The sequence below is a fragment of the Pseudomonas sp. UBA3153 genome, assembly GCF_002364635.1.
Lineage (GTDB): Bacteria > Pseudomonadota > Gammaproteobacteria > Pseudomonadales > Pseudomonadaceae > Pseudomonas_O > Pseudomonas_O kuykendallii.
This window is the reverse complement of record NZ_DEYR01000011.1, coordinates 66,383-79,008: the sequence shown is the minus strand read 5'-3', so window position 1 is coordinate 79,008 and position 12,626 is coordinate 66,383. Positions and strand designations below refer to the sequence as shown.

General features: G+C 66.3%; 10 protein-coding genes. All 10 read left to right on the top strand.

From position 1 onward, the window contains the following. Window positions 1-386: acetyl-CoA carboxylase biotin carboxyl carrier protein (accB, locus tag B2X67_RS02850; protein ID WP_286784543.1), on the top strand; the 386-nt coding region annotated here is incomplete at its 5' end. Between the two features lie 17 nt (window positions 387-403). Then, entirely contained in the window at window positions 404-1,768 is a 1,365-nt protein-coding gene (gene accC / locus B2X67_RS02845) for an acetyl-CoA carboxylase biotin carboxylase subunit (RefSeq protein ID WP_286784542.1), read from the top strand. 141 nt (window positions 1,769-1,909) lie between these two features. Next, window positions 1,910-2,788: a 50S ribosomal protein L11 methyltransferase gene (gene prmA, locus B2X67_RS02840; protein ID WP_286784541.1), complete on the top strand. Its 879-nt coding sequence runs from the start codon at window positions 1,910-1,912 to the stop codon at window positions 2,786-2,788. 101 nt (window positions 2,789-2,889) lie between these two features. Next, window positions 2,890-4,206, top strand: a complete 1,317-nt coding sequence (locus B2X67_RS02835; RefSeq protein ID WP_286784540.1) for a DUF3426 domain-containing protein — start codon at window positions 2,890-2,892, stop codon at window positions 4,204-4,206. Between the two features lie 156 nt (window positions 4,207-4,362). After that, window positions 4,363-5,361 (top strand): tRNA dihydrouridine synthase DusB, encoded by a 999-nt coding sequence (gene dusB / locus B2X67_RS02830; RefSeq protein WP_282338671.1) that lies wholly within the window; start codon window positions 4,363-4,365, stop codon window positions 5,359-5,361. Window positions 5,362-5,366: 5 nt separating this feature from the next. Further along, window positions 5,367-5,693, top strand: coding sequence for a DNA-binding transcriptional regulator Fis (gene fis, locus B2X67_RS02825; protein ID WP_376747793.1), 327 nt, complete (start codon window positions 5,367-5,369; stop codon window positions 5,691-5,693). A gap of 71 nt (window positions 5,694-5,764) precedes the next feature. Further along, a complete protein-coding gene (purH, locus tag B2X67_RS02820) occupies window positions 5,765-7,372 on the top strand; it encodes a bifunctional phosphoribosylaminoimidazolecarboxamide formyltransferase/IMP cyclohydrolase (protein WP_282338670.1) in 1,608 nt (535 codons plus the stop codon). A gap of 229 nt (window positions 7,373-7,601) precedes the next feature. Then, window positions 7,602-8,894: a phosphoribosylamine--glycine ligase gene (gene purD, locus B2X67_RS02815; RefSeq protein ID WP_286784539.1), complete on the top strand. Its 1,293-nt coding sequence runs from the start codon at window positions 7,602-7,604 to the stop codon at window positions 8,892-8,894. A gap of 103 nt (window positions 8,895-8,997) precedes the next feature. Then, on the top strand, window positions 8,998-11,793 hold the full coding sequence (locus B2X67_RS02810; protein ID WP_286784538.1) for a hybrid sensor histidine kinase/response regulator: 2,796 nt from the start codon (window positions 8,998-9,000) through the stop codon (window positions 11,791-11,793). A 50-nt stretch (window positions 11,794-11,843) separates the two neighbouring features. Continuing rightward, on the top strand, window positions 11,844-12,440 hold the full coding sequence (locus tag B2X67_RS02805) for a MarC family protein (RefSeq protein ID WP_090223905.1): 597 nt from the start codon (window positions 11,844-11,846) through the stop codon (window positions 12,438-12,440). Window positions 12,441-12,626 lie beyond the last annotated feature (186 nt).

The following is a 12,626-nucleotide window of genomic DNA, read 5'->3' as shown; positions in this document are numbered from 1 at the left end:
AAGGTGAAGAATCGGTCCGCATCAGCCGCCACAGCAAGCAACAAGCTTTCGCTCAACCGATGTATGCCGCCGCCCCGGCACCGGCCGCAGCCCCCGTCGCCGCGCCAGCCGCACCGGCAGCGGACGCCGCTCCGGCCGCCGCCAAGCTGAACGGCACCGTGGTCGGCTCGCCGATGGTCGGCACCTTCTACCGCGCCTCCTCGCCGACCTCGCCTAACTTCGTCGAAGTCGGCACCACGGTGAAGAAAGGCCAGATCCTCTGCATCGTCGAAGCGATGAAGATGATGAACCACATCGAGGCCGAAACCAGCGGCGTCATCGAATCCATCCTGGTGGAAAACGGTCAGCCGGTGGAATACGACCAGCCGCTGTTCACCATCGTTTGAACCGCCAGGAGTCTTCGATGTTGAAAGCTGCGACGCTGGAAAAAGTCCTGATCGCCAACCGCGGCGAGATCGCCCTGCGCATCCTGCGTGCCTGCAAGGAACTGGGCATCAAGACCGTGGCGGTTTACTCCACCGCGGATCGGGAACTGATGCACCTGTCGCTGGCCGACGAAACCGTCTGCATCGGCGCGGCCCCGGCAGCCAAATCCTACCTGCACATCCCGGCGATCATCGCGGCCGCCGAGGTCACCGGCGCCACGGCGATCCACCCGGGCTACGGCTTCCTTGCGGAAAACGCCGACTTCGCCGAACAGGTCGAACGCTCCGGCTTCGCCTTCATCGGCCCGAACGCCGACACCATTCGCCTGATGGGCGACAAGGTCTCGGCCAAGGACGCGATGAAGAAGGCCGGCGTGCCCACCGTTCCCGGCTCCGACGGCCCGCTGCCGGAAGACGAGGAAACCGCGCTGCGCATAGGCCGTGAAGTCGGCTACCCGGTGATCATCAAGGCCGCCGGCGGCGGCGGTGGTCGCGGTATGCGCGTGGTGTACAACGAGGAAGACCTGATCCAGTCGGCCAAGCTGACCCGTACCGAAGCCGGCGCGGCCTTCGGCAACCCGATGGTCTACCTCGAGAAGTTCCTGACCAACCCGCGCCACGTGGAAGTCCAGGTGCTTTCCGACGGCCAGGGCAACGCGATCCACCTCGGCGACCGCGACTGCTCGCTGCAGCGCCGCCACCAGAAGGTCATCGAGGAAGCGCCCGCTCCGGACATCGACGAAACCGCGCGCCAGGAAGTCTTCGCCCGCTGCGTCAAGGCGTGCATCGACATCGGCTACCGCGGCGCCGGCACCTTCGAGTTCCTCTACGAGAACGGCGCCTTCTATTTCATCGAGATGAACACCCGCGTACAGGTGGAGCATCCGGTGTCGGAGATGGTCACCGGGGTCGACATCGTCAAGGAGATGCTCAGCATCGCCGCCGGCAACAAGCTGTCGCTGACCCAGGACGACATCGTCATCCGCGGCCACGCGCTGGAGTGCCGGATCAACGCCGAAGACCCGGCCACCTTCATGCCCAGCCCGGGCAAGGTGAAGCACTTCCATGCCCCGGGCGGCAACGGCGTGCGCGTCGATTCGCACCTGTACAGCGGCTACTCGGTTCCGCCGAACTACGACTCGCTGATCGGCAAGCTGATCACCTACGGGGGCGACCGTGACGAGGCGATGGCGCGCATGCGCAACGCCCTGGACGAAATCGTCGTCGACGGGATCAAGACCAACGTGCCGCTGCACCGCGACCTGACCCGCGACCCCGGCTTCTGCAAGGGCGGCGTGAACATCCACTACCTGGAAAAGAAACTGGGTATGGATAAGCACTGAGCCGCACGCGGTATCATGTAGCACCGGGAGGGAGTGGCGCAGGCCGCTCCCTCTTTTTTTGTGGTTCGCCCGCTCCGGCGATCACCCTTACTCCCGGCCGTTTTTGCCCCCACCACCCGCGCCACCGCGAAGGAAACTCCCATGCCCTGGTTACAAGCCCGACTCGCCATCACTCCCGAGCAGGCCGAGGTCTACGAAGACGCCCTGCTCGAAGCCGGCGCGGTCTCGGTGACCTTCATGGACGCCGAGGACCAGCCGATCTTCGAGCCGGACCTGGGCACCACGCCGCTGTGGAAGCACACCCACCTGCTGGCGCTGTTCGAGGCGGACACCGACGAGGCCGACCTGATCGGCCGACTGATGCTGCTCACCGGCGGTGCGCTGCCGGAGTATCACTTCGAGCGCATCGAAGACCAGGACTGGGAGCGTAGCTGGATGGACAACTTCCAGCCGATGCGCTTCGGCCGTCGTCTGTGGATCGTGCCGAGCTGGCACGCCGTGCCGGAGCCGGACGCCGTCAACCTGCTGCTCGATCCGGGCCTGGCCTTCGGCACCGGCACCCACCCGACCACCGCCCTGTGCCTCGAATGGCTCGATGGCGAAGACCTCGCCGGGCGCAACGTGCTCGACTTCGGCTGCGGCTCGGGCATCCTCGCCATCGCCGCCCTGCTGCTCGGCGCCGGCCGCGCGGTGGGCACCGACATCGACCCGCAGGCGCTGGAAGCCTCGCGCGACAATGCCGGACGCAACGGCATCGCCGCCGAGCGTCTGCCGCTGTACCTGCCCGAAGCGCTGCCGCGCGAGCCCGCCGAAGTGGTGGTCGCCAACATCCTCGCCGGCCCGCTGGTGGCCCTCGCGCCGCAGATCATCGCGCTGGTGCAGCCCGGCGGGCGCCTGGCGCTGTCCGGCATCCTCGCCGAACAGGCCGAGGACGTCCGCGCCGCCTACGCCGCCGATTTCGACCTGGAGCCGACCGCCGTCAAGGACGGCTGGGTGCGCATCAGCGGCACCCGTCGATAGGTCTCGCGCCCCTCTGCCGCAGCGCCGGGCGCTTGCGGTAGACTGCGCGCCTCGTTTCGCCACCCGCCCACCGGCGGGAACAGTGGCCACCGGATAGCCGCATGACCGACAGTTTCGTCACGCAATGCCCGCATTGCAGCACCCGTTTCCGCGTCAAACGCAGCCAGTTGGGCATCGCCCAGGGCGCGGTGCGTTGTGGCGCCTGCATGCAGGTGTTCAACGCGGCGCAGCAGTTGCGGGACGCCGGCGAAACACGGCCGATGGCACCTCCCGCACCGGTCAGCGAGACGTCCAGGCCGGCGGTGCGGCCACAGCTGCCGCCGCCGGGCAAGAACCCGGGCGATACACTGTGGATTCACGACGACCTTGACCTGGACAGCCTCGATCTCGATGAGGAACTGGCCAAGCTCGAACTGCAGGAGCACCTGGTTTCCGAGCGTTTTCGCACGCGCGCCGAACCCGTCGAGCCGAGCGAAGGCCTGTCCGCGATCGATCCGCGCGAGTCCGACGAGGAAGCCTGGGCGCAGAAGCTGCTCATCGATGCCGCGCCGGAACCGGAACCGGAACCGGAACCACCGGAGCCGCCGCCCGAACTGCCGGCGCCCGAGCCGCTCACCGCGATCGAGCACGCGCCGCTGCACGACCCCGTGCTGCCGCCGGCCCGCAGCGAACCGACGCTTTCCCTGCACCTGCCGGAAGAGCCGGACGACGCGCGCGACGACGAGGACGAGCCGGACTTCCGCCTGTCCGCCGAACGCGATGACGTGCCGGTCACCGCGCTGCTGCTGGTCGACCCGCGGCGCGACGATGACGATGACGAAGCTCAGCCGAACGCGCGACACAAGCCCGCACGCAGCGAACCGGCGTTGCGCAGCACGGCGCTGCTCGACCTCGAGGACGAGCCGCTGCAGCTGGAATGGCAGGCGCCGCGCAGGCGCTGGGGCCGGATCTTCGGCTGGCTGCTGCTCAACCTGCTGGCGCTCGCGGCGCTGGCCGGCCAGTACCTCTGGTATCACTACGACGAGCTGGCCCGGCGCGACGAATATCGCCCCTGGTTCGAGCAGCTGTGCCCGACGCTGGGCTGCACGCTGCCGTCGAAGGTCGACATCGCCCTGATCAAGAGCAGCAACCTGGTGGTACGCAGCCACCCGGAATTCACCGGCGCGCTGGTGGTGGACGCTATCCTCTACAACCGCGCGCCCTTTTCGCAGCCGTTTCCGCTGCTGGAACTGCGCTTCGCCGACCTCAACGGGCAACTGCTCGCCAGTCGTCGCTTCAAGCCCAGCGAGTACCTCGCCGGCGAACTCGCCGGGCAGAGCGAAATGCCCCCGCAGACGCCGATCCACATTTCCCTGGACATCCTCGATCCGGGCGCCAAGGCGGTGAATTACAGCCTGAGTTTCCACTCGCCCGAGTGAACGAAAACGGCTCATCTAACCGCTGGCGATAAGTCGACGACTGTTCAGAATTTGTGCAAATCGATCTTTATCCGGTCACCGCTAGCGGGTATCATGCCCACCCTTTTTCGAACTGCCCCGATCAACGAAAAGCAGGCCCCATTACAGGGAAGACCTATGTCGGCGGTACGCATCGGCCCTTACACATTGCCCAACCCCGTGATCCTGGCGCCCATGGCCGGCGTCACCGATCGTCCGTTTCGCCAGCTCTGCCGCCAACTCGGTGCCGGGCTGGTGGTGTCGGAAATGGTGACCAGCGATGTGCGCCTTTGGAACACCCGCAAGTCGAGCCTGCGCCTGCCGCACGTCGGCGACCCGGAGCCACGCTCGGTGCAGATCGCCGGCGGCGATGCGCAGATGCTCGCCGCGGCGGCGCGGGCCAATGTCGAGCTCGGCGCGCAGATCATCGACATCAACATGGGCTGCCCGGCGAAGAAGGTCTGCAACAAGGCCGCCGGTTCGGCGCTGATGAAGGACGAACTGCTGGTGGCGGAGATCCTCGAGGCGGTGGTCGCCGCGGTCGACGTGCCGGTGACGCTGAAGATCCGCACCGGCTGGGATCGAGAGAACAGGAACGGGATTACGGTGGCGAAGATCGCCGAACAATCCGGGATCGCCGCGCTGGCCGTGCATGGCCGCACGCGCGCCGATCTGTACACCGGCGAGGCCGAATACGAGACCATCGCCGCGATCAAGCAGGCGATCTCGATTCCGCTGTTCGCCAATGGCGACATCGATTCGCCACACAAGGCCCGCGCGGTACTCGACGCCACCGGTGCCGATGCGCTGCTGATCGGCCGCGCCGCCCAGGGCCGGCCGTGGATATTCCGCGAGATCGCCCATTACCTGGCGACCGGGGAGCTGCTGGCGGCGCCGACCCTGAGCGAAGTGGAATGCATTCTGCTAGAGCACCTGGCAGCACTGCATGTCTTCTACGGCGAGGTGATGGGCGTGCGCATCGCACGCAAGCACGTGGGCTGGTACCTGGCCACGCTCCCCGGTGCCCGGGAGTTCCGCGTCGGGTTCAATCGTTTGGAGACGACGGACGCACAGTACGCCACCGTTCGGCAGTTCTTCGCCGAACGGCACAATGATGGAGAGGGGTTGGCGGCATGACGACGATGGCTGAGCTGGTTTTTGATGGATCGACATTTGATGGGGCAACACCCGTGAGCGACAACCTTAACCTCAAGCAGCACCTCAACACGCCGAGCGAAGAGGGCCAGACCCTGCGCGGCAACGTTGAGAAGGCGCTGCGCAACTACTTCGCCCATCTCGAAGGCGCGTCCGTCACCGACGTCTACAACCTGGTGCTCTCCGAAGTCGAAGCGCCCTTGCTGGAAACTGTGATGAACTACGTCAAGGGCAACCAGACCAAGGCCTCCGAGCTGCTCGGCCTGAACCGCGGCACCCTGCGCAAGAAGCTCAAGCAGTACGACCTGCTGTAAGCACGCATTCGAAAAAGGGCGGCCCGCGAGCCGCCCTTTTTGCTGATTCATCTGCCCTCATGGACATCGACATGACCGACCAGACCACCCGCCTTCCCGTTCGCCGCGCGCTGATCAGCGTTTCGGACAAGACCGGCATCCTCGAATTCGCGCGCGAGCTCGTCGCCCAGGGGGTGGAAATCCTCTCCACCGGCGGCACCTACAAGCTGCTCAGGGACAACGGCGTGGCCGCGGTGGAAGTCGCCGACTACACGGGCTTCCCGGAAATGATGGACGGTCGGGTGAAGACCCTGCATCCGAAGATCCACGGCGGCATCCTCGGCCGCCGGGCCCTCGACGGCGCGGTGATGGACGAACACGGCATCAAGCCGATCGACCTGGTCGCGGTCAACCTGTACCCCTTCGAGGCCACCGTCGCCAAGCCCGACTGCAACCTCGCCGATGCCATCGAGAACATCGATATCGGCGGCCCGACCATGGTCCGCAGCGCGGCGAAGAACCACAAGGACGTCGCCATCGTGGTCAACGTCGGCGACTACGCCGGCATCGTCGAGGCGCTGAAAACCGGCGGCCTGACCTACGCCCAGCGCTTCGACCTGGCGCTCAAGGCCTTCGAGCACACTGCCGCCTACGACGGCATGATCGCCAACTACCTGGGCACCATAGACCAGGCGGCAGCCACCCTATCCACCGAAGGCCGTGGCGCGTTCCCGCGCACCTTCAACAGCCAGTTCGTCAAGGCGCAGGAAATGCGCTACGGCGAGAACCCGCATCAGCAGGCGGCGTTCTACGTCGAGGCGAAGAAGGGCGAGGCCAGCATCGCCAGCGCCGTGCAGTTGCAGGGCAAGGAGCTGTCGTACAACAACGTCGCCGACACCGATGCCGCGCTGGAATGCGTGAAGAGCTTCGTCAAGCCGGCCTGCGTGATCGTCAAGCACGCCAACCCTTGCGGCGTCGCCGTGGCCCTGGACAGCGAAGGCGGCATCCGCCAAGCCTACGAGCTGGCCTACGCCACCGACAGCGAGTCGGCCTTCGGCGGCATCATCGCCTTCAACCGCGAGCTGGACGGCGAGACCGCGAAAGCCATCGTCGAGCGCCAGTTCGTCGAAGTGATCATCGCCCCGAAAATCAGCGCCGCCGCCCGCGAAGTGGTCGCCGCCAAGGCCAACGTGCGCCTGCTCGAGTGCGGCGAGTGGCCGGCCGAACGCAGCGCCGGCTGGGACTTCAAGCGCGTCAACGGCGGCCTGCTGGTGCAGAGCCGCGACATCGGCATGATCACCGCCGACGACCTCAAGGTGGTGACCCGGCGCGCGCCCACCGAACAGGAAGTCCACGACCTGGTGTTCGCCTGGAAAGTGGCCAAGTTCGTCAAGTCCAACGCCATCGTCTACGCGCGTAACCGCCAGACCATCGGCGTCGGCGCCGGGCAGATGAGCCGCGTCAACTCCGCGCGCATCGCCGCGATCAAAGCCGAGCACGCCGGCCTGCAGGTCGCCGGCTCGGTGATGGCCTCGGACGCCTTCTTCCCGTTCCGCGACGGCCTGGACAACGCCGCCGCCAATGGCATCACCGCGGTGATCCAGCCGGGCGGTTCGATGCGCGACAACGAGGTGATTGCCGCCGCTGATGAAGCCGGCATCGCGATGGTGTTTACCGGCATGCGCCACTTCCGTCACTGACCGTGGCACGGCCGCGCTGAAGCGCTCGTCTGCGTTGTTGGAGTCCGATTCGCCGATGCTCATTGCCAGGCGGCAACTGCGCTCGTCGAACCGACCTCCGCCTAGCAGCCAAACGCCCCATCACGGCCCGATAAAACGCAAAATGCTAGAAGCACGATTTTCGTAGGGTGGATAACGCTCTGTTTATCCACCGAACGGGCCGCAGGCCCGCCTCCTGAAGGGGAACCCCATGAACGTACTGATCATCGGCAGCGGCGGGCGCGAACATGCGCTGGCCTGGAAGGTCGCCCAGGACCCGCGCATCCAGAAGGTCTTCGTCGCCCCAGGCAACGCCGGCACCGCCACCGAGGCCAAGTGCGAGAACGTGCCCATCGACGTGCTGTCCCTTGAGCAACTGGCCGACTTCGCCGAGAAGAACGTGCAACTGACCATCGTCGGCCCGGAAGCGCCGCTGGTGAAGGGCGTGGTCGACCTGTTCCGCGCCCGCGGCCTGGACTGCTTCGGCCCCACCGCTGGCGCTGCGCAGCTGGAGGGCTCGAAGGCCTTCACCAAGGACTTCCTCGCCCGCCACCGGATTCCCACCGCCGACTACCAGAACTTCACCGAAGTCGAACCGGCACTGGCCTATCTGCGCGAAAAGGGTGCGCCGATCGTGATCAAGGCCGACGGCCTGGCCGCCGGCAAGGGCGTGATCGTCGCCATGACCCTGAGCGAAGCCGAGGATGCGGTGCGCGACATGCTCGCCGGCAACGCCTTCGGCGAGGCCGGTTCGCGGGTGGTGATCGAGGAGTTCCTCGATGGCGAGGAAGCCAGCTTCATCGTCATGGTCGACGGTCAGAACGTGCTGCCGATGGCCACCAGCCAGGACCACAAGCGCGTCGGCGACGGCGACAGCGGCCCGAACACCGGCGGCATGGGCGCCTACTCGCCGGCCCCGGTGGTCACCGCCGAGGTGCACAAGCGGGTCATGGACGAAGTGATCTACCCGACCGTGCGTGGCATGGCCGAGGAAGGCAACGTCTACACCGGCTTCCTCTACGCCGGGCTGATGATCGACAAATCCGGCGCGCCCAAGGTGATCGAGTTCAACTGCCGCTTCGGCGACCCGGAAACCCAGCCGATCATGGTGCGCCTGGAAAGCTCCCTGGTGCTGCTGGTTGAGGCCGCGCTGGCCAGGGCGCTGGACAAGGTCGAAGCGCAGTGGGACCCACGCCCGACGGTCGGCGTGGTGCTCGCCGCCGGCGGCTACCCGGGCGACTACGCCAAGGGCGACGTGATCGAGGGCCTGGATGCCGCGGCCGCGCTGGAGGGCAAGGTCTTCCACGCCGGCACCGCACTGAACGCCGCGGGCGAGGTGGTCACCGCCGGTGGCCGCGTGCTCTGCGCCACAGCGATCGGGCACAGTGTGGCGGATGCCCAACAGCAGGCCTATCGCCTGGCGAAGCAGATCAGCTGGAACGGCTGCTTCTACCGCAGCGACATCGGCTACCGTGCCATCGCACGCGAACAGGCCGACGAATAGCAGCGATCTGCTACGAAAAAGGCGGCCCGGTGGCCGCCTTTTTCGTAGTGGCGTGGTCAACTACCTGACTATAATCGCGGCAATATCTGAAAGGACCTCGACCGTGACGCGGCTCTGGATCGCCATCGCCTTCATCTGCAGCCTGCTGCCCTGGTATGCCGGTACGGTGTCGGCGCAGGTGGTGGAAACCCCGGCAGCGGCGCTGGCGTCGGACTGGCAGATCCTGATCGATGATTCGGAGCAGCTCAAGCTCGAGGAAGTCATCGCCCAGCGCAGCCAGTTCAAGTCGCTGGGCCGGGAATCCTTCAGCATGCCCGCCGGCGAGCGCGCCATCTGGCTGCGCATCGAAACCCCCGCGCTGACCGACGTCCACTGGCTCTGGCTGTACGCCCCGCGGGTCAAGTACCTCGACTTCTATCGCCTGCGCGACGGCCAGCTGGAGCGCCACGAGCACACTGGCGAATCCATGCCGACGGCGGCCAGCACGCTCTCGTCTAACAGCTACCTGTTCGTCCTGCCGAATGACGGCAGCATGCGCGAAACCTATATCCGCATGACCTCCAGCCACCCGCTGATGGTGTGGCTGAAGACCCTCGACAGCAGCGGCGTGGTCGACCTGGAACGCCCCGCCTACCTGTTCGGCACGCTGTTCGGCGCGCTCGGCCTGCTGATGCTCTACAACCTTTTCCGCCTGGCCAACAACCGCGGCTTCGGCAACCTCTGGCTCAGCGGCTTCCATGCCTTGCTGCTGCTCAATGCGCTGGCCGAGTTCGGCGTGCTCGGCTACTGGCTGCCGAAAACCGGCAGCGGCTACAGCCTGGCGCTCTGCGCGGACATGGCGACGCTGGCCGCCGCCATCTGCCTGCTCGGCTTCATCCATTCGTTCTTCCGCAATACCCGTGTCGGCGAAGGCCTGAACTGGCTGCCGATGGCCGGGATCATCGTCATCAGCGGCGTCGCCGCGGTGATCCTGCTGACCCGAGAGCTGTGGTACAGCAGCCTGATCAACCTGCTGATCCTGCTCGCCGCCTCCTGCGCGCTGATCACCGCCGCCTATCACCTGCGCCGTGGCTATCGCCCGGCGCGGCTGGTGGTGCTGGCGGCCGGGACCTTCACCCTGGTGTTCCTGGCGCTGACGCCGATGCTCTTCGGCTTCGTGCAGATGAGCCCTGGCTGGCTGGAAATCATCCTGTTCGGCAGCGCCGCGTTCTGCGGCCTGCTGCTCAGCCTGTCGCTCAGCGATCGCCAGCGCCAGTTGCGAGCCGACCGCCTGACCGAGCACACCGCGCTGGCGGTGAGCGGCGCCGAGCTGCGCGCCAAGGCCGAGTTCCTGGCGAAGATCAGCCACGAGATCCGCACACCGATGAATGGTGTGCTGGGCATGACCGAACTGCTGCTCGGCACCCCGCTGTCGGCCAAGCAGCGCGATTACGTGCAGACCATCCACAGCGCCGGCAACGAGCTGCTCGGCCTGATCAACGAGATTCTCGACATCTCGCGCCTGGAGTCCGGGCAGATCGAACTGGACGACGTGCAGTTCGACCTCAACGCCCTGCTCGACGATTGCCTGGACATCTTCCGCGCCAAGGCCGAGCAGCAGCAGGTCGAGCTGATCAGCTTCATCCAGCCACAGGTGCCCCGGGTGATCAGCGGCGACCCGACGCGCCTGCGCCAGACCCTGCTGAGCCTGCTGGACAACGCCTTCAAACAGACCGACGAGGGCGAAATCCTTCTCGTCGTCGCGCTCGACACCAGCGGCGAGCAGACCCGCCTGCGCATCGCCGTGCAGGATAGCGGCCGGCCGCTGCAGAGCGAAGATCGCGAGGCATTGCTCAACGCGGAACTGCACAGCCGCGACTTCCTGGCCGCGACCCGCGTCGGCGGGCGCCTCGGGCTGATCATTTCGCGCCAGCTGGTGCGCCTGATGCAGGGCGAGTTCGGCGTGCAGAGCGGCGGCCAGCAGGGCAACACCCTGTGGCTGACGCTGCCGCTCGATCCCGAGCGCCTGGAGCAGCCGCCCGCCGATCTGGAAAGCCCGCTGCTCGGTGCACGCCTGCTGGTGGTCGACGACAACGACACCTGCCGCAAGGTGCTGATGCAGCAATGCACCGTGTGGGGCCTGCAGGTCAGCGCGGTGGCCTCGGGCAAGGAAGCGCTGGCGCTGCTGCGCACCAAGGCGCACCTGCGCGACTACTTCGACGTCGTCCTGCTCGATCAGGACATGCCCGGAATGACCGGCCTGCAACTGGCGACCAAGATCAAGGAAGACCCCAGCCTCAACCACGACATCCTGCTGATCATGCTCACCGGCATCAGCAACGCGCCGAGCAAGATCATCGCGCGCAACGCCGGGATCAAACGCATCCTCGCCAAGCCGGTCGCCGGCTATGCGCTGAAGACCACCCTCGCCGACGAACTCGCGCAACGCGGCAAGAGCGCGGCCACGAGCGAGGCGCCTGACGTGCCGGCGCTGGACGTGCCGAGCGACTTCCGCATCCTCGTCGCGGAAGACAACAGCATTTCCACCAAGGTCATCCGCGGCATGCTGAACAAGCTCAACCTGGAGCCGGACACCGCCAGCAACGGCGAGGAAGCGCTCAGCGCGATGAAGACCCGGCACTACGACCTGGTGCTGATGGACTGCGAGATGCCGGTCCTCGACGGCTTCTCCGCCACCGAGCAACTGCGCGAATGGGAGAACCGGGAGGGCCGCCGGCGCACGCCGATCGTCGCCCTCACCGCGCACATCCTGGTCGAGCACAAGGAACGCGCGCGCAAGGTCGGCATGGACGGCCACATGGCCAAGCCGGTGGAGCTGTCGCAACTGCGCGAGATGATCCAGCAATGGGTCGGCGCCAGGCAGAGCAGCCATGCCGAAGGCAGCGCGCTGATCGAGTAAGCGTTCCGCGCCGCCAACCCGCCTTTTTATACTCCTGCCGAGAACCCCGCATGTCTGCCGCGTTGTTCAGTCTCTACCTCAAGTTGCTGGTGCTCTACAGCCCGTTCTTCGTGCTGTCCTGCTTCATCGGCATGACCCGCGGCTACACGCTGAAAGAGCGCAAGCGGCTCGCCTGGCGCGTCGCCAGCGGGGTGTTCGTCGCCAGCATGCTGCTCTATCTGTTCGGCACGCACATCTTCGTGCTGTTCGGCATCACCATCGACGCCTTCCGCATCGGCGCCGGCAGCGTGCTGTTCATCTCGGCGCTGGGCATGGCCCAGGGCAAATCGGTGGTGCAGAGCGACAACCTGCAGCAGGACGTGACCATCGTGCCGCTGACCATCCCGATCACCGTCGGCCCCGGCACCATCGGCGCGCTGCTGGTGATGGGCGCCAGCCAGCCGCACTGGAACGACAAGCTGCTGGCAGTGGGCGGCATCTTCCTCGCCAGCGTCACCGTCGGCATGGTGCTGTTCCTCTCCGGACGCTTCGAGCGCCTGCTCGGCGAGCAGGGGCTGCAGATCGTCAGCCGCCTGATGGGGCTTTTTGTCTGCGCACTGGCGGCGCAGATCATCTTCACCGGCGTGAAGAATTACCTTTCGCTCTGATTTGGTGCAATCCGGCGCCCATGCGTTTTTCACGGTCGCGCGCGCGCACCACGACGGACCGCTGAAAATCGACTACCGCCTGCCTGCCGGAATGACCAAGCCGCTTCAAATCAAGGGTTTGCACGCCTTGGCACGGATGCTGCGACTGCTGCGTTGACGAATTGACGCAGGCGCGAGCCGGGAGCG